The 18437-nt window shown below is 71.4% G+C and carries 10 protein-coding genes and 1 pseudogene; 3 read left to right on the top strand and 8 right to left on the bottom strand.

Annotated features, from left to right (window positions below; translation table 11 throughout):
* Positions 1-264: 264 nt before the first annotated feature.
* From ACH4U8_RS14275 to ACH4U8_RS14265, 3 genes are all read right to left on the bottom strand, one after another.
* Positions 265-789: a hypothetical protein gene (locus tag ACH4U8_RS14275; protein WP_395777990.1), complete on the bottom strand. Its 525-nt coding sequence runs from the start codon at positions 787-789 to the stop codon at positions 265-267.
* Positions 790-1103: 314 nt separating this feature from the next.
* Positions 1104-1505: a hypothetical protein gene (locus ACH4U8_RS14270; RefSeq protein WP_395777988.1), complete on the bottom strand. Its 402-nt coding sequence runs from the start codon at positions 1503-1505 to the stop codon at positions 1104-1106.
* 279 nt (positions 1506-1784) lie between these two features.
* Entirely contained in the window at positions 1785-2258 is a 474-nt protein-coding gene (locus tag ACH4U8_RS14265) for a MarR family winged helix-turn-helix transcriptional regulator (RefSeq protein WP_395777986.1), read from the bottom strand.
* Positions 2259-2551: 293 nt separating this feature from the next.
* Here ACH4U8_RS14265 and ACH4U8_RS14260 point away from each other — a divergent pair, with 293 nt between their 5' ends.
* Positions 2552-3769 carry a PucR family transcriptional regulator gene (locus tag ACH4U8_RS14260; RefSeq protein WP_395777984.1) on the top strand — a complete coding sequence of 406 codons (1218 nt, stop codon included), beginning with the start codon at positions 2552-2554 and terminating at the stop codon, positions 3767-3769.
* On the opposite strand, the gene ACH4U8_RS14255 is transcribed toward ACH4U8_RS14260, so the two are convergent.
* From ACH4U8_RS14255 to ACH4U8_RS14240, 4 genes are read right to left on the bottom strand one after another with little or no spacing between them, the layout of a single operon-like run.
* The gene (locus ACH4U8_RS14255; protein ID WP_395777982.1) at positions 3666-4589 is read right to left on the bottom strand and encodes a pyridoxal-phosphate dependent enzyme; all 924 of its coding nucleotides are present in this window, start codon (positions 4587-4589) and stop codon (positions 3666-3668) included. The two genes, ACH4U8_RS14260 and ACH4U8_RS14255, sit on opposite strands and share 104 nt — an antisense overlap.
* 13 nt (positions 4590-4602) lie before the next feature.
* Positions 4603-11610, bottom strand: coding sequence for an amino acid adenylation domain-containing protein (locus ACH4U8_RS14250; protein ID WP_395777980.1), 7008 nt, complete (start codon positions 11608-11610; stop codon positions 4603-4605).
* Between the two features lie 17 nt (positions 11611-11627).
* Positions 11628-12659 carry an aldo/keto reductase gene (locus ACH4U8_RS14245; RefSeq protein ID WP_395777978.1) on the bottom strand — a complete coding sequence of 344 codons (1032 nt, stop codon included), beginning with the start codon at positions 12657-12659 and terminating at the stop codon, positions 11628-11630.
* Entirely contained in the window at positions 12652-15882 is a 3231-nt protein-coding gene (locus ACH4U8_RS14240; RefSeq protein ID WP_395777976.1) for an amino acid adenylation domain-containing protein, read from the bottom strand. Before ACH4U8_RS14240 ends, ACH4U8_RS14245 begins: the two co-directional genes overlap by 8 nt.
* Positions 15883-16063: 181 nt before the next feature.
* On the opposite strand from ACH4U8_RS14240, the gene ACH4U8_RS14235 reads away from it, so the two are divergent.
* Complete coding sequence (locus ACH4U8_RS14235; protein WP_395777974.1) at positions 16064-16936, top strand: hypothetical protein; 873 nt, start codon at positions 16064-16066, stop codon at positions 16934-16936.
* A pseudogene (locus ACH4U8_RS14230) lies at positions 16933-17697 on the top strand (enolase C-terminal domain-like protein); the annotation flags it as partial. The gene ACH4U8_RS14235 and the pseudogene ACH4U8_RS14230, both read left to right, overlap by 4 nt.
* A 27-nt stretch (positions 17698-17724) precedes the next feature.
* On the opposite strand, the gene ACH4U8_RS14225 reads toward ACH4U8_RS14230, so the two are convergent.
* On the bottom strand, positions 17725-18309 hold the full coding sequence (locus ACH4U8_RS14225; protein ID WP_395778206.1) for a TetR/AcrR family transcriptional regulator: 585 nt from the start codon (positions 18307-18309) through the stop codon (positions 17725-17727).
* Positions 18310-18437 lie beyond the last annotated feature (128 nt).

Here is an 18437-nt window from a genome sequence, read left to right as displayed (position 1 = left end):
GGCCGACCGCCGTCCGGATCCGCCGCCGAGCCACGCCCGACCCTCCACCGTCCGGCGCGCCCCCATCGCCGGACCGACCCCCGCTCGATGCCGCCGTCCCCGGTACCGCCCGCAACAGAGCCTGCCGCCTACCGCCCCGGACCGGACCGGATACCGGGTCGGGCACGGATCCGGTCCGGAGTGCGGTCAACGTGCCGTTCCCCGCTGTCCCTTCTCGGACATGTCGGTCACGGTGGCAGACGCCGCCGACGTCGGCCCGGGTGGTCAGCTGCCGGGTCGGTCCGCGCCGTATATCCCGTCGAAGACGACGCGTTGGGGTGGTGACAGGACGGCTCGGGCGGCGGCAAGGAGGGTCTCGCCGCCGTCGGCGCCCAACGGCCAGTGGCAGTCGCGGGCCGTGCCGAGGTGCTCGCGGGCCTTCTCGGGGTCCGCCGGGAGGCCGTCGCTTCCGCGCAGGTACGCCAAGGCCAACTCGAAGTGGGCGTTGCCCTGGACGAAGCCGTCGTCGTCGTAGCGGAGCGAGGACGTCTCCAACAGGTCGTCGATGAGGTCCGCGGCTTCCTCGTGGCCGAAGTCGGAGGCCACGCACAACAGCTTGTAGACCAGTTCGTCGAGGTCTTCTTCCTTGCCCCCGCTGTCGGCGAGGAGGCTGGACACGGTCTCCGGTCCGCCGTGCCGGGCGAGTCGTACGTACTCCTGGAAGGAAGGGGTGGACCCGGGCCCCGGGCTGACGATGTAGTCGCACCGGTAGCGGTCGTGGAACGGCATGCCGCCGTCGGGAGTTGTCATGGGCGCACGGTAACGCCGGGCACCGTCATGGGAGTTCGCGTGGCGACAGGGTGGGCGACCCAACCCTACGAACGGTCCGGTCGACCCGCTCACGAAGGTGGAGCGGACCGAGGTGCGCCCTCACCCGTCCCACGGCAACGCGACGCTGTCCGGCCCGCGATACCGGTGTGCTCGCGTAATCAACCGTCGCCGGTTCCCCGAGGAACCCGGCCCGCCGGTGACCTTCCGTGACCCCTTGAGGCGTAGCGGCTCCTGGTGGTCGTTCTTGGGCCGGCCGACGGAGTCCGGCCGCCTCGGCGAGCGCGGCCCACCGGTCAACCCGCCGTCCACCGGCGGAGCTTCTCCGGGTTGCGCACCGCCCGGATGCGCGTGATCCGGTCGTCCGCGACGTCGAACGCGTACACCGCAACGACGATGCCCTCGTGCTCGATCACCGGACCGGCCCGGCCGTTGACCGTGCGCTCCCGGACCGTCAGGCCGCCGATCGCCCGGACGGCGAGGTCCGTGAGATACCGCGCAATCCCCTCGCCGCCCTCGATCGGGTGGAGCGCGGCGGCGACCACGCCGCCGCCGTCCGCCGTGAAGGTGGCGCCGGGGGCGAGGAGGCCGACGAGGGCGTTGATGTCCTGTGCGTCCCACGCCTGCTTGAAGTCCCTGACGAGGGCCGCCTGGTGGGCCGCGCGCCTCGGGGGTCCGGACGGCGATTGGCTGATCACGCACGACCAGGTCTCCGTGCCGCTGGACGTGCCGGGCGGCAAGGGGGTCGTCGACCTCGAACCGTGACGACGGCGGCCCGTCGGCTCCCGGGCCGGACGGCGGGCAAACTGCCGCGGCGGCGCCGATGGCACCGTCGGCCGGCGCATCAACGCCCGGTCCGGGTGGAGGGCGGCTTCGTCACGGCGTATGGCCACACCGCCGCCGAGGGCCGCACCTTCCCCGTGCACCGCGGCACCGGCGTCGGAGAGCGGACGGAAGGCCCCGCCCGCGGACGGCGTTCAGCCTCCTTCGAGTTCCCGGCGCACGGTGGCGGCGATGCGGGTGAGTGCGGTCTCCAGGTGGCGGCGTTGCGCGGCGGTGAGGGGGTCGAACACGAGCCGCTTCGCCTGGGCGACGTGTTCCGGGGCGCTTTCGACGAGTTTGTGCCGGCCGGTGTCGGTCAGGGTGGCGAGGGTGTAGCGGCCGTCGCCGGGGTCGGGTCGGCGGGCGACCCAGTCGCGGGTTTCGAAGCGGTCCATCGTCTTCGACAGGCGGGGCTGGGTGCTGTCGCAGACCCGGGCCAGGTCGCCGAGCCGCATCGTGGCCTCGTCGGCCGCGGACAGCCGGGCCAGCACGCCGTACTCGAAGTTGGAGATGCCCGCGTCCCGCCGGAGTTGGCGGTCGAGGGCCGCGGGGAGGGCGACGACGACCGTGAGCAGCGCCTGCCACAGGTCCTGCTGGTCGTCGTCGAGCCAGGGCGACTGGGTGTCCATGAGCCCCATCCTACTTGCCCGGGCAACTCGCATTGACTTGCCTGGGCAACTCTCGGCAGGCTATCTTTCAACTTGCCTCGGCAAGTGAAAATGCTTGCCGAGGCAAGTTGACGAGGGGTTCCGACGACCACCACGAGCCGCCCCGCCTTCAAGACCGTCCGTGCCGGTGGGCGGGTTCGAGCGTCGGTCGGCGGTAACGCGACCGTGAACGCGAACCCGCCTCGCCCCTGCGCCGGTTCCCCATGTCGACCTGGGTGGCCCTGTCACGACGTCATGACCCGAGGGAGGGCGATGTGACCGAGACCGGTCGGAAGCCGCGGCGGGCCTGGATCGCACGACTGAGCCCGCAGGGTGAGGTCGACCTCGACCGAGCGGCGTGCCCGCGCGCGATCGTCGAGGACGCCGTCGCGCGCGTCGGAGAGGACCCCGTGTGCTGGGCGATCGAACTCGGTTCCGTGGTCGTGCGGCGGATCGTCGACGAGGTGCCGGCCCTCGGCGGCAGCCCGGCCGCGGTCGAGCTGCTCCGCCGCGGCAATGAAGCGACCACCCTGCGGGCACTGTCCACTCTCGTGGAAGGCCCGGGCGCCGCCCCGCCCACCGCCGAGGCGGCCCTGGAGGGCATCCGCGAGTTCGTCCACCGGGCCGTACCGCTCGAACAGGTGTTGCGGGGCGTTCGGATCGGACACGCGGCAACGACCGAGGCGTTCCTGCGGGCCGGTGCCGAACTGGTCGACCCGGAGGCGGCGGTCGAAGAGGTCACGGCGATCTCCCGCGAGCTGTTCTCCTACGTCGACAAACTCGCCGACACCATGATTCGTGCCTACCTCGTCGAGCACGAGGTGTGGAGCACCAGCGCGGCCGCGGCACGGGCCGACATCGTGCGTTCCCTGTTGGGTGACGCCGCGACGACGGACGTCGGCGAGGCGTCGCGTGCGCTCGGCTACGACCTGCGGCGCACCCACGAGGCGGTGGTGGTGTGGTCGGACTCGCCGAACGGCAGCTCCACGCTGCAGGCGGCGGCGATCGCCGTGCTCCGAGCCCGGGGGGCCACCGCGACGCTGGTCGTACCCGTGGCCTCGGGGCGGTTGTGGGCATGGGGCGCTGTGCCTGCGGGCGGCACGCGCCGGGCCGGTTCGTGGGAGACCGTCGTGGAGGCACTGTCGCGGCAGCAGGTGCACGCGGCCTTCGGCACCCCGGTCGACGGCGTCGTGGGCTTTTGTCGCTCTCACCGCGAGGCCGAGCGCGGGGAGCGGGTGGAGCGCCTGCGGCGGGAGGCCGGGCGGGTTCCCAGGCATGCGACCGCGTACGCGGACGTCGCCGCCGTCGCGCTGTTGGCCACCGATCTCGACGCGGCCCGACGCGTCGATCGTGCGCAACCCCTGCACGACTGGTCCGCTGCCGCGCCGTTCAGCGGCCGGTCAGCAGGACGATCTGGTTCCCGCCGACCGCCGTGCCCTCGGCGTGGGCCAGCAGCCCGGCGAGTGCTGCCGAGCCCGCTGCGTTGGGGTTGACTCCGTATCGGCCCAGCCGGGCCTGGGCGGCGAGGAGTTCGTCGTCGTCCGCCGCGTGCACCGCGCCGCCCGAGTCGGCTATCGCGGTCAGGGCCTCGGGGCCGTGCAGGGCGTGCCAGTTGACCAGGGGCTCGTTGTGCTCCGTCGTGACCACGTCGTGGCTCGGCAGCGTGCGGTAGGGGCCCGGCCAGCTCGTCACGATCGGGTTGTTGCCGGACGAGCCGACGGCGTGCAGGGCCACCGGCCAGCCCAGGAGGCGGGCTCGGTGGTGGGCGGCGACGATCGTCGTGCCGTTGCCGACCGGGATCCACAGGGCGGCCGGAGCGCCGCCCAGTTCTCGGTGCAGGGCGTCGAAGACATGCCCGTGGCCCGCCAGGATCGTGTCCTTGCAGGGGCCGTCGACATTGCCGTCGAGCGCCCCCAACGTGTGGGCCACGCGGTGGGATTCGTCGACGGCGTCCTCATAGACACCGTGCACGAGACGGATGTCCGCCCCGGCGGTCGCCGCGGCGGCGCCGCCGTCGCTCCATTCGGCGGGCAGTACCACGGTGCAGCGCAGGCCCGCCGCCGCACACGCCGTCGCCATCGCCCGCCCGTAACTGCCGCACGAGCCCACGACGATCCGGTCGTGTCCTTCGGCGACGGCGCGGGCCACGACCGCGCGGGCGGCGGGTTCCTTGTGACTGCCGGAGGCGTAGCGGGTCTCGTCCTTGAGGAGGACGCGGACGCCCGGCAGCAGGCCGTCCGCGACGATCGACGGAATCAGGTACGGATCGGTGGGCGCGAGATCGGTGGGCGCGAGGGAGATCGGAGGCAACAAGGGGATGGTTCCTTCACCGGGTGCGGGCGGAGAGCAGTTCGTCGGCTTCGCGCTGCAGGTCGTCGCGCGTGCCGATCTCGGCGGGCGGTATGGCGTCGGGCAGTTCGTCCTCGATCAGCCTGAGCCGGGCGTCGAACCAGCCGCGGACGGACCAGGCCAGTTGCAGCAGTCCGCTGACGACGACCAGCAGGGCGAGGCCCCGTCCCGGGCCCTCGGATTCGAACAGGGGCTGGACGAAACGTTCGGCCAAGGGCCCGACGACGAGGTAGCCCAGCGGCATCGTCAGCATCATCAGGGTGATGAACAGGGACAGGACGCGGCCCTGCAGTTCGAACCCGACCTTGCTCTGCACGATCGCGATCCAATGACCTTCGGCGAGGGATTCGCCGAAGCCCACGAGGAACATCCCGACGACGATCAGGGCCGGCACGGTGGAGATTCCGACCAGGATCATCGCGAAACTGCCTACGGCCATCGAGACGAGCATGCCGTGACTGCGCCGGGCGGTACCGCCCCACAGACCCATCAGCACGCTGCCCAAGAGCGCGCCGACGCCGCCGGCGCCCAGCGCCAGACCCAGCACCGAGTCCGACTGCTCGGCCAGCAACATCGGCGTGATGACGGCGAAGCCCAGGGTGTAGAAGACGTGGTCGACGACGAAGAACCGGAGCGCGGCACGCAGGCCGGGTCGGCGGGTGATGTACCGCCAGCCGTTGCGGATCTCCGTGCCGAAGGTTTCCTCGCGTACGCGGAACATGAGGTTCGGGAAGCGCACGAGCAGCAGGGTGAGCGCCCCGATCGCGAAGGTGCCCGTGTCCACGAGGAGCACGCCGTCGATGCCGATCGGGTCGATGAGCGCGGCACCGAGCATGGGTGAGAACACCAGTCCGGCGCCGACACCGAGTTGCCCGATTCCGGCCGCGTGGCCGAGGTAGCGCTTGGGCACGAGTTGCGCGACCGCCGCGAGATAGGCCGGTCGCTGGAACGCGCCGGCCACCGACGTCACCGACACGACCAGGCAGACGTGCCACAGACGCAGGCCGTCGCCGTGCATGAGGAGGACCAGGGCCGCCATGGAGAGTCCGGCCGTGGTGTCGCTCGCGAGCATCACCTTCCGGCGGTCCCACCGGTCGGCGACGGCGCCGGCGAGCGGCCCCACGAGGATGCCGGGGAGCAGTCCGATCGCGCTCACCACCGCGAAGGAGGTGAGCGAGCCGGTCCGGTCGAGCACCCAGATGCTCAGCACCAGTGTGCTCAGCCCGCTGCCCATCATCGACAGGAGTTGGCCCAACGCGACCAACGCGAACTTGCGCAGGTCGGGCGCGGTTCCCCGGGTCGGGCTCTGTTCCTTGACGGTCGGCGCGGCGGGCGGCTGCGCGGCGCCGGGGACGACGGCGGCCACCAATTGCTCCGCGAGCGGCTTCGCGTGGCTCTTGAGGAAGAAGTGCCCCGCGCGTGGCAGTACGACGAGGCCCAAGTCGCCCTCGGTGAAGTGCCGCCATTCCCGGTGGCGTTCCTGATAGTGCTCGGTGACCCGGTCGCGGGCGCCGACGACCGTGATGATCGGGGCCTGCAGCGGACGGTAGGTCTGCCGGTAGGCGGCCGTGAAGTACTCCTCGGCGTCGCGGGCGTCGTGCCGGACGTTGCGGAGTACGAAGGCCTCCTGCTCCTCGTCGTCCAGATCGGTGAAACCGCCGCGGGCCCGGAGGTAGGCCAGGTATTCGCGGTCGGAGGTGAAGCGGTCCACCGGCACGTGCCGGTAGATCCAGTCGAAGAATCGCCCCGGTAGCCGGGCGGTCGGGAATCCGGCCCCGAGCGCGACCCCGGCGAGCGGCACGCCCGCGGCCTCGGCGCGCCGGGCCACCTCCACGGTGAGCGCGACGCCGAGGCAGTGTCCGTACAGGAGCACCGGGCCCTCGATCGTTCGCATTTCGTCGACGATGCGGTCGGCGACGACGGCGATCGGTTCCAAATCCTCGTCGGGTCGGGATCGGTCGTGGCCCGGCAACTCCACCGCCCGCAGCGCCCAGTTCGCGGGAAGCGCGTCGGCGAGCGGCTGATAGGCGACGGCGCTGCCCCCGGAGTAGGGCACCGCCACGACGGTGTGCCCGCCGGTCTCCGGGTCGGCGTCCGTGGCGGTGAGCCGTTGCAGCAGCCGCTGCTCGGCGGGCCCGGCCTCCGGCCGCGCGTCGAGGTGTGCGGCCAGTCGACGGATGGTGGCGTGTTGGTAGAACTCGACCAGACTGGGCGCCGGTTCGACGCGACGGACGACCTTGAGGGCCGAGAACGAGTCGCCGCCGAGGGCGAAGAAGCTGTCGTCGATGCCGGGTTCGGGCAGCCCGAGGACGTCCGCCCAGATCGCCGCGATCCGCTTCTCGGTGTCCGTCCGGGCGAGCGTCACGGCGGACGTGGGGCCCGTCCCGGCCGGGGCCGGCAGCGCGCGCCGGTCCAGTTTCCCGTTCGGCGTCGACGGAAGTGTGGGCAGCGTGAGGATACGGGTGGGAACCATGTGCGCGGGCAGACTCGCGGCGAGTGTCTCGCGGTAGGCGGCCTCGTCGGCGTCCGTTCCGTCCCGGGTCACCACATAGCCGATGAGCCGGGCAATGCCGCCGGCCGGCCGGTGCACGGCCACGGCGCACGCCGCCACGTTCGCCGGCGTGCCGAGTCGGGCCTCGATCTCGCCGAGTTCGATCCGGTATCCGTTGATCTTGACCTGGTCGTCGAGCCTGCCGAGGAAGTCGACCGTGCCGTCGAGGTGGAACCGGGCCGAGTCGCCGGTGCGGTACATCCGCGCACCGGGTGAGGTGACGAACGGGTCGGCCACGAATCGTTCGGCGGTCAACTCGGGGCGGTCGTGATAGCCGGGTACGACGCCGAGCCCGCCCAGATACAGTTCGCCGACCACGCCCGCCGGAACCGGCCGGCGGTGCGCGTCGAGGATGTAGACCCGGTTGTTCGGGAAGGGCCGTCCGATCGGCAACGGCGCGTCGTCGGCGAGGTGTTCGACCGAGCCTTCGAAGAGCACGTTGTCGACGGTGACCTCGGTGACACCGTACGAGTTGACGACGCGGTTGTCCGGGCCGACCAGGCGTTTCGCCAGCTCGTACTCCTTGACGTGCCACTTCTCGCCGCCGCCGATCAGCAGGCGCACGAACGACAGGTCCGCCCCGCTGCGCTCGGTGTGGTCGAGGAGCGCGCGCAGCACCGCGGGCACGAGTTCGGTGCAGGCGACGTTCTCGGTCTTCATCAGCGTGTGGAGATCGGCGGGGTCGAGCAGGGTCTCGCGCGGGGCGACCACCAGTCGGCCGCCGCTGAGCTGCGCCCGGAGCGTTTCGCCCACGAACATGTCGAAGGAGAAGCTGGCCGCCTGCAGGTAGCTCCACTCCGGGCGCAGCCCGTACGCCTGCTGCCACATGCCGGCGGCGTGCACGAGGTTGCCGTGCGTGACGACGACTCCCTTGGGCCTGCCGGTGGATCCCGAGGTGTAGATGACATACGCGGGATCGTCGGCCGAGTTGCACAGGGGCGGATCGCCGTCGTCCTCGGCAGATCCTGCGAGAGATCCTCGGAGAGGTCCTTCGAGAGGTCCTTCGGGATGTGCTCCGGGATGTGCTCCGGAAGGTCCGTCGCGAAGTTCTTCGGAAAATCCTTCGGCGAGATAGTCCCGGTTGATCACCACCGTCGGCGCACTGTCGGCCAACATGTAGTCCAGCCGGTCGCGCGGGTAGGCCGGATCCAGCGGCACGTAGGCGCCGCCCGACTTGAGCACCGCCCACATCGCGGTGAAGAGTTCGACGCCGCGATCCAGGTTGATCGCCACCCGGTGGCCCGGCCGGACCCCCTCCCGACGCAACCTTCGGGCGAGCCTGTTGGCCCGGCGGTTCAGCTCCCCGTAGCCGAGGGTATCGCCGCCCACGGTGAGCGCGGGCGCGTCGGGCGTGGCCGCCGCGTGGCGTTCGAAGAGCTGGTGTACGGCGGTGGCATGCAATGCCGGGGCGACGATGTCGTTCCAGTCGTCCACGACGCGACGGCGCTCGCCGTCGGTGAGCATCGGCAGCAGGGTGATCGGCGTGCCCTTCCCGCCGCTCTCCCCGGCGGCCCCGGCCCCGCCGGTCGCCGCGTCGAGCAGGGTCAGCAGGTGGTCGAGGAACGCCTCGACGCGTGCGCCGTCGAAGAGTTCGGCGGCGTAGTCGGCGTTCAGCACCGCGCCGTCGGCGGGGAAGTCCAGGCCGATCGCCAGGTCGACCATGGTCGCGGCCGGTGCCAGCTCGCCGGCATAGCGCATGATCGGGTCGTCGGATGCCGGGGTGTTGTGCACGGTCAGCATGACCGGGCTCAGGCGCTTGGCCCCACCGGGCCGCGCCAGGGCGTGCACCAGGTCGGGCAGCGCGAGTTGCCCGCGATCGAGGTCGCCCAGGACGGCTTCCCTCACCCGCGCGAGGAGTTCGGCGAACGACGGATCGCCGGACACGTCGCCGCGCAGCGGCAGGACGTTCAACGCGGGGCCGATGAACGAGGCCGACTCACCGGTGGACCGCCCGGCCACCGGCGAGAGCACGGTGACGTCGGTGCGTCCGGTGTACCGGTGCAGGACGACCTGGAGGCCGGCCAGGACCACCATGAACAGGCTTGCCCGCTGTTCGCCGGCGTAGGAACGCAGCCGGTCGAGCAGGTCGGCATCGAGGGGGCGACTGATCCGGCCTGCGGCGTACGTGGGGGTGGCCGGGCGAGGCCGGTCGGTGGGCGGTTCCAGGTCGAGGTCGGCGCCGTCGAATCGCTCCCGCCAGTACGCGACGAGTGACGCGTCGTCCTTCGCCCGGGCGCTGCGGGCGGCGAGGTCGGGTGCGGCGGCCGCCGGCGGCAGACCGGGGACGGTGGTCGGATCGGCACCCTCGCGCACGGCCCGGTACAGGGCGGCGAGTTCCTGCCCCAGCACGCCCGCCGACCATCCGTCGAAGGCGAGGTGATGCACGATCACCACGAGTTCCTCGCCGTCGAGGTAGGCGTGTGCGATCGGGCCGTGCCGGAAGTCGATGCCGGCGCGATCCGGCTCGCCGAGCGTCAGCGGGATCCGTCCCGCGGGCGCGACGACCATGCTCGGCTCGACGCCGTCGTCCGGGAAGCGCGCTCGCAACAGCGGGTGCCTGCGCACCAGTTCCGCGAGCGCCGTGGTCAGTGCCGCGACGTCGACCGGCTCTGTCCAGCGGTACCTGATGCCCAGCGTGTACACGGGCAGATCGGCGCAGAGTTGCTCGGCGATCCAATAGTCGCGCTGCATCGGGCTCAGCGGGTGTGGGACTCCCTCGGCGAGGGTGGGGGTGGGAGAGCCGGCAGTTGCGACCGCCGCCCCCTTCGCCTCGTCGATCAGCCCGGCGAGCGCGGCGACGGTCGGATCCGCGTACCACCGGGTGAGGGTCGGCTCCGCGCCGTGCCGCTGCCGCAGGGCGGCGATCAGGCGTACGGCGTCCAGGGAATCGCCGCCGAGGGTGAGGAAATCGTCGGCCGCGCTCGTGATCGGGACGCCGAGGATTTCCCCCATCAGTGTGCCCGCGCCGCGTTCGGCCGCCGTGCCGGCGAAGTCCGGCGTGTCCTGCTGCGGCGCCTTCGCGGCGAGGGCCGCCTTGTCGATCTTTCCTTGCGGGTTCAGCGGAAATCGTGGGTGCGCGACCAGGGCGGCGGGGACGAGGTGGGCGGGCACCAGGTCGGCGAGGGCGGCGCGTACCGTCGTGAGGTCGGTCGTGGCGTCGGTGACGACGTGGCCGATCAGCTTGGCGCGGCCGGTGTGTTCGTCGACCAGGACCACGGCGTCGGCGATGCCGTCGAGCGTGCGCAACGTCGCCTCGACCTCGGCCGGTTCGACCCGGTGGCCCCGGATCTTGACCTGGTCGTCGAGCCGTCCCAGGAACTCCAGTTGCCCGTCGGCGGAGCGGCGTACGCGGTCTCCGGTGCGGTATTCGCGGCCCCGGCCGGGGGTCGTGACGAACCGCTCGGCGGTCAGCTCGGGGCGGTTCAGGTAGCCGTCGACCACGCCGATGCCGCCGATCAGCAGCTCGTCGTCGTCGCCGATCCGGCAGGTCACGCCCGGGTGCGGGAGGCCGATCGGGACCACCTCGCCCGACCACTCGGTCACGTCCGCGGCCGTGGCGCCCACGGTGGTCTCGGTGGGGCCGTAGGTGTTGAACAACCGGGCCGCGTCGCCCACCGCGGCCTGCCAGCGGCGTACCGCGTCGGGCCGCGCGGTCTCGCCACCGATGATCACGCACCGCACGGCGGCCGGGAGCGCGGTCTCGCCCCGGTCCAGGGCCGCGACCAACTGGTGCCAGTACGCGGTCGGCAGGTCCAGGACGGTGATCCCGAGCGCGTCGCAGCGTTCGAGGAACAGGTCCGGCCTGCTGATCATGTCGTCGTCGCGCAGGACCAGGGTGGCGCCCCGGAGCAGCGGGCAGAAGATTTCCTCGACGCTGGTGTCGAAGCTCAGTGAGGCGAACTGCAGGATTCGGTCGCCTTCCGCGAAGGCGAACCGGTCGGCGAAGACCTCGGTGAAGTCACGCAGTTGCCGACGGCCGACCAGGACGCCCTTCGGCCGGCCGGTCGAGCCGGAGGTGAAGATGACGTACGCGGGATCGTGCCGGGGCACGCTCCCCTCCAGCGGCACCACCCCGTCGGCCGTGATCAGCGCGCGGGGGCGGGTCTCCTCGACCATGAGGTCCAGGCGGGCCGCCGGATAGACGGGGTCGAGCGGTACGTAGCCGGCTCCGGCACGCAGGACCGCGAGGATGGCGACGATGGCGTCCCGGCCGCGCGGCAGCCGGATTCCGACGAGATCGCCCGGTCGAACGCCCGCGTCGGCCAGCCGGTCCGCCAGGTCCGCGACCAGGTCGAACAGGGTCCGGTAGTCCAGTTCTTCGCCGTGCGCGTCGACCAGTGCCGGCGTGTGTGGTGTGCGGACGGCCTGCGTGGCCAGGGACGACCAGACGTCGCCGTCGACGGTGGCGGGCGACGTGTCGCGGGTTCGGATCACCGGGGTCTCCTCGGTTCTCACATCGACCAACGCGTCGGCTGCCGGTCCCAGCGGTGGGCACGCAGGGCCTCCAGCAGCTCCGGCGACAGCGACTCGGATCCGGATACGCGCAGGTTCGAACGCACGTGCTCGGGGCGGCGCATGCCCGGGATGACCACGGAGACGGCGGGGTGGTGCAGTACGAAACGCAGCGCCAGTTCCGGCAGGGTTCGGCCGGCGGGGACGAGGCCGCGCAGCGCGTCGACACGTTCGACGGTGGGTGGCAGGTTCTCCGGTCCGAAGTAGACGGCTCGCCAGTCCTCGGGTGGGAACACGGTGTCGGCGCTCAGGTTCCCGGTCAGGGAGCCCTCGTCGAAGGGGACCCTGGCGATGATCGCGATGTCCTGCTCGATCGCGCGGGGGAACAACTCGTCCTCGGGGGCCTGGTCGAAGATGTTGTGGATGACCTGGATCGCGTCGACCAGCCCGGTGTCGAGCGCGGCGAAGCAGTTCGTCGGTTCCCAGCGGTTGACGCTGATGCCGAATCCGTCGATCAGGCCCTGCTCCTTGAGCAGGGTGACGGCCTTCTGCCAGGCGGGATCCGCGGCCCAGCGGTCCTCCCAGACGTGGAGTTGCAGCAGGTCGATCCGGTCGACGCCGAGGTTGTCCAGGCTGCGCCGCGTGTAGTCGAGGATGTGCTCGAGGGGGAAGACGTCGTCGAGGGTGTCCTGCGGGCGCGGGGGCCATTCGCGGTTGAGCGGGGGGACCTTGGTGGCCAGCCGGATCCCGGCGTCGGGACGACGGTTGCGCAGTTCGCCGAGCAGGGTCTCGGACTTGCCGCGTCCGTAGGCCCAGGCCGTGTCGAAGAACGTGCAGCCCATGTCCACGGCGAGGTCGAGGGCGTCCGGGGCGATCTCGTAGTTCCATCCGGTGAATCCGCCCGGACCGCCGCCGATGCCCCACATGCCGTAGCCGACCTCGCCGACCTGCCAGCCGAGCCGTCCCATGGTGCGCCGGCGCATCGGCGCCGCTTGCTCGTTGACGACCATCGGTCGCTCCTCGTCATGCACCGACAGGCTCCTTCGGGCGGGTGTGCGATGTGGTGAACAGGGCGGAGTTGTCCTGCAGCAGGTTTTCGAGAACTTCGCGAAGGTCGGCCTCGTCGTCGCCGCGGCCGGCGGCGCGGTGCTCGACGATCGCGAGCAACATGCCCGACTCGGCGTCCCCGTCCGCCGCGGCGGTGCGCAGCCGGGACAGGAAGTGCGTGCAGGAGACCCGCTCCGCGTGCACGTCGGCCAGTTCGTCGAAGTGCACGCTGCCCGGGCTGAACAGGTGCGCGGCGCGTCCGTGCATCGCCGGATCCCGGATCGCTTCGCCGATGGCCCGGGCGATCGTGTCGACCGGACTGTAGTCCGAGCGGATCGTCGCCCGGGGCACCGCTCCCAGGCGGTCGAAGGCGGTGAGCAGCAGGTGGGTGAGTGCCGTCGGGTTGGGTACGGCGGCGGCATCGACGGCGGGCATGACCTCGCCCAGGCGCAGCACAGTCACGGGCAGGTCGACGGCGGCGTGCACGAGCCGCTCGCCCACCCACTTCGACAGGCTGTAGCCACTGGACGGTGGGGTCGCTTCGGTGATGTCGACGTCTTCGGGAACCGGCCGGCCCTCGGCGAGCGCGTGGTCGTGCAGGACGCCGAGTGTCGAGATGTAGTGCAGCGGGATGCCGCCGGCTTCCCGGGCCAGGCGGATCATCTCCGCCGTGCCCAGTACGTTCGGCTCGCGGTGCGTGCGGTAGTCGTACAGGAGGTTGACCAGGGCGCCGGCGTGGACGATCAGGTCGCACTCCTCGGCGAGCGAGCGCCGACGCGCGTCCGTCAGCCCGAGCCCGGGTCTGGCCAGGTCCCCGGCGACGGCGACGATCCGTGCGGCGTACCCGGCGTGGTCCAGGTTCTGTGCGGCCAGGGCTGCCAGGAGACGTTGCCGGGCACGGGCGTCGTCGTCGCCGCGGGTGAGGCAGAGCACCGTCAGGTCGGTGCCGTCGAGGAGTTCGTGGAGCAGTCGGGTACCGACGAACCCGGTCGCGCCGGTGAGCAGCACCGTGCGCGCGGCCCGGCTGCGCCGCTCGTGGTGCGCTGCCGGCAGCGCGGTGAGGGCGGCGAGGTCGGCGGCGACCAGCTCGGCCGAGGTCGGTACGCGGTCGCGCCCGCGCCCTGCGATCAGCCGACGCAGACCGGTCGCCGTCGGCTGGTCGACGATGTCCCGGACCCCGATGTCGGTGCCGAACCGGTCGCTCAGCTCGACCACGGCCGCCACCGCCTGCAGGGAGTTTCCGCCCGCGGCGAAGAAGTCGTCGTCGGCCGCGAAGTCCGGGCGCCGCAGGGCGGTTCGGAGAATGGCCAGTACGGGATCGGCGCCGCCGGCGGAGGGCGGCGAGTGGGGGCGTTCGACCCGTAGGGCCAACCGCCGCCGGTCGATCTTTCCCGCCTCGGTCAGGGGCATCTCCTCGACGACCACGACGCGTCGCGGGATGCCGGCACGAGGCAGCCCGGCCCGCAGCCGGGCGAGTACCGCCTCGTCGCTCGCGGTTCCGGTGACGACGAGCAACAGCTCGCGGTTCTCGGCGGTTCCGGCGACCAGTGCCACGGCCTGCCGAACTCCCTTGCAGGCCAGGGCCACGTTCTCGATCTCGCCCGGCTCGATGCGTACCCCGCCGATCTTGATCTGATGATCGACGCGTCCCGCGAAGTGGAAGCGACCGTCGGCGTCGAGGTGCCCGAGGTCTCCGGTGCGGTACATCCGGCCGTACGTCGGGGAATCGAGGAAGCGCCGCGCGGTGCGGTCGGGCTCGCCGTGGTAGCCGGCGCCGACGCAGGCGCCGCCGATGACGATCTCCCCGGTCGCGCCCGGCGGCAGGGGCCGTCCGTCGACGTCGACGACGACGGCTACGCAGTTGTCGATCGGCCGGCCCAGTGGGATGTCGTCGCCGTCCTCGGCGGTCACCTCGTGGAAGATCATGCCGATGGACGCCTCCGAGGGCCCGTACGCGTTGCTGACGCGCAGCCCCGGCAGCAACTCCCGCAGGGCCCGCACGTCCTGCGGATTGATCTGTTCGCCGCCGACCACGAGGTGCCGCAGCGAGCGCAGCCGCCGGGCCGTCGCCGGTCGTCGTTCCAACAGGGTCAGCAGCGCGCCCAGTACCGCCGGCACGAAGTCGGTGACCGTCACGGCGTGGGTGTCGATGAGGTCGATGGTGTGTTGCAGGTCGAGATGCTCGCCGGTGGTGGGCACCACCGTCGCGCCACCGGTGGTCAGCGGCCAAAAGAGCTGCCAGAAAGCCGAATCGAAGGTGTGCCGGGTGTTCTGCAGCACCACTTCGGGGCTCGACGGGGGCCCGAACCAGCGGTCCATGAACGCCAGCCGGTTCGCCAGTCCGCCGTGCAGGTTCACCGCGCACAGGGGCGTTCCGGTCGTACCGGAGGTGTACACCCCGTAGACGACGTCGTGCGGTGCCGGTCCGGGCGCGGCGTCGAACACGAAGTCCTGGTCGATCTCGGCGAGTTCGACTCGGATCGCTCGGCCGCGGTGGGCGATGGGAACGGCGGCGGGGTCGGCGCACAACACCACGGGGGCGTCGAGGAGATCGAGGGTGTGCGCGATCCGCTGTGCGGGCCAGCGGGGGTCGATCGGTACGTAGCCGACCCCGGCGATCATCGCGGCGGCCCACGACACCGGCAGGGCGAGGCCGTCGGCGACCAGGATGGGCAGCAGCGCGTCGCTTTCCGGTGCCGCGGCGCGGATCCGGGCGGCCAGCGTGCCGGTGTGCCCGACGAACTGCCGGTAGGTCAGCGTTCCGTCGGCGGCGTACACCGCCACGGCGTCCGGATGGGACCGGGCGGCGGCGAGAATGCGTTCCGGGACGCTGCGGTAGGGGCCGTGGTCCACCCGGGTTCCCGCGAGCGGGCCGAGCACCGCCGACTCGGTGTCCTGCGACAGTGCGGCGAGTTCGGCGAGGTCGGGGTCGGGATCGGTCAGCGCCGCGCCCAGCAGTTCGGTGTGCATCTCGGTGACCGCGGCCGCGGCCCGCTCCCACACGTCGCCGGGAGGGCACCGGAGTTCGACCGACACTCGACCGGGAGGGTCGATCCGTATGTACAGGGTGGGCCCCACGGTGTCGTCGGACGCGTCGTGCGTGTGGACGGCGACCGCCGTCGGGTCGATCGCGGTCGCGGTGGGGACCAGGTCCCGGCTCAGTCGTCGGGCGACTTCCGCCAGTGTCCGTTCCGCGGTATCCGCCAAGGAGATGTCGGGCCTGAGAAGGACGGGACGCCGATGGCTCCGCCAACCGAGGTTCATGGCTTCAAACGTAGGTCGGCTTAGGGATCTTTGGTGTTACCGGGAGTTGGCATCCACCCGAAGACGATCTTAACGATGATCGCGATTCCCCTACTATGCAAGCGAGTTGCCCATAATGCGGGTCATGGACACCGGTGATGAGGCAACCAGGGCACGAGCGAGCGCCGCGCGCGCCGGCACCAGATCCGGCGTACGGATCCGGATGTTGGATTCCACGGCCCGCGGCCACGCCTGTGCGCGATTCCTGTGCGAGGTGTGGCAGACGGACCCGGACCGCCCGCCCCTCGCCGGCGACGTCGTCAAGGCGATGGCGGACGCGGGCAGTTACGTGGCGGGCGCGTTCGACGAGGCGGACGGCGACGACCGGCTTCTCGGCGCGTGCGTCGGCCTGTGGGGACCGCCCGGCCGGCCCGGAATGCACAGCCACATCGCGGGCGTCCACGTCTCCGCTCGCGGACGCGAGGTCGGCTACGCGCTCAAACTGGATCAGCGGGCGCACGCCCTGGAGCACGGCGTCGACCACATCACCTGGACGTTCGACCCGCTCGTCGCCCGCAACGCCCACTTCAATCTGCACAAACTCGGTGGCACGGCGAACACGTACCTGCCCGACTACTACGGTCCCCTGTCGGACGGGCTCAACTCCGCCGACGAGTCGGATCGGCTGATGTTGCGCTGGGATCTGCGCGGCGCGCGGGCCGTGGCGGCATGCGACGAGGACACCGGGCCCGCCCCCACTCCCGCCGGGCCGACCCCGCGGGCACTGCTGGACATCGACGGCGATCGGCCGGTGACCCGGCGGGCGGGGGACGCGACAGTCCTGGTCGCCGTACCGCCCGACATCGACCTGCTCCGCGTACACCGGCCGTCCGTCGCCCGTGACTGGCGCCTGGCCCTCCGCGACACCCTGGGCACCCTGCTGGCCGAGGGAGCCCGGCTGGTCGACTTCGACCGGGCGGCCTGCGGCTACGTTCTCACCCGAGGAGAAGGACGATGAAGATCGAGCACGTCCGCCTGCGCCGCATCTCCCTGCCGCTGGTCACGCCCTTCCGCACGTCCCTGGGCATCGAATACGAGCGTTCGGCACTGGTGGTGCAGGTGTCCACCTCGCACGGCGAGGGATGGGGCGAGTGCGTCGCCGGGGCCGAACCCGACTATTCCTAGGAGTACGTCGAGGGCGCCGAAGACGTGCTCCTGCGGCACCCGGTACCTCCGCTGCCGGCGGCCGAGTCCGTGACCGCCGATGGCTTCGCACCCCTGGTCGCCTCGGTCAAAGGCCATCGCATGGCGAAGGCCGCCCTCGAAATGGCGATCCTGGACGCCGAACTGCGCTCCTGCGGCCGGTCGTTCGCGGCCGCTCCGGGTGCGGTCTCCGACCGCGTCCCCAGCGGGGTGTCGGTCGGAATCATGGACTCGGTGCCGGAGTTGATCGATGCCGTGGCGGGCTACCAGGCGCAGGGCTATCGACGGATCAAGCTCAAGATCGAACCGGGCTGGGACGTCGCGCCGGTGCGCGCGGTCCGGGAGCACTTCGGCGACGAGATACTTCTGCAGGTCGACGCGAACACCGCCTACACGCGGGCCGATTCCCGACACCTCGCCCGACTCGACGCCTTCGACCTGCTGCTGATCGAACAACCCCTCGACGAGGAGGACCTGCTCGGACACGCCGCCCTCGCCCGCAGTCTGCGCACCCCGATCTGTCTCGACGAGTCCGTGGTCTCGGCCCGTTCCGCCGCCGACGCCATCGCGCTGGGCGACGATGACCGACACGGTGCGGCCGGATCATCGGGCCACGTTCGCACCGACGATGCGCAGCGCGATCTCGCCGTACTCCCAGGCCACGGCTTCCTCGGTGATCTCGCCGTCCTCGCGGAACCATACGGCGACGCCCATGCCCAGATCCAGGATGGCGTAGGAGGCCAAGCGCACGGACGCGACCCGGAACCGACCGGCGTCGACTCCGGCGGTGATCAGGTCGCGAAAGCACGCCTCGTATTCGGCGCGTTGCGCCAGTACCTCCGCGCGATGGGGCTCCACGAGACTGCGGAGTTCGCGGGTGCCGACGAACGCCTCCCGGCGGTGCCGGGCGTGGTAGCGCACGTGGGTCTCGGTGGCGCGCCGCAGTCGTTCCGCCCAGTCGTCCGTCGTCGCGACGGCCGCCCGATGCGCGGCGAGCAGGTCCTCCATCGTGCTGCGGATGATCTGCACCAGCAGGCCCTGCTTGGAGGAGACGTGCTTGTAAAGGCTCGGACCGCGGACGCCGACCGCGGAGCCGATGTCCGCCATGGTCGTCGCCTCGTAGCCACGCTCGGTGAACAGATCCAACGCGGCGGCACGGATGGCCTCGGATCGCAGCGAGTCGGACACGAGCACTCTCCCAGGTCTGAACATTTCGCTAACTTCTGTTAGCCACCGACTCTACCTCCCTGGCTCACGTTTCTACGATTCCGAGAAGCATCCTGATACGGTCGGCTAACACTCATTAGCCTGGGAGG

The sequence above is a fragment of the Embleya sp. NPDC020886 genome (assembly GCF_044333915.1).
Taxonomy (GTDB): Bacteria; Actinomycetota; Actinomycetes; order Streptomycetales; family Streptomycetaceae; genus Embleya.
This window is presented reverse-complemented; position numbering and strand designations above follow the sequence as displayed.

Bases quoted from the DNA above. Each gene is read 5' to 3' on its own strand.
- ACH4U8_RS14275 (WP_395777990.1), bottom strand. From the start codon at position 789: ATGACAACTCCCGACGGCGGCATGCCGTTCCACGACCGCTACCGGTGC.
- ACH4U8_RS14265 (WP_395777986.1), bottom strand. From the start codon at position 2,258: ATGGACACCCAGTCGCCCTGGCTCGACGACGACCAGCAGGACCTGTGG.
- ACH4U8_RS14235 (WP_395777974.1), top strand. From the start codon at position 16,064: ATGGACACCGGTGATGAGGCAACCAGGGCACGAGCGAGCGCCGCGCGC.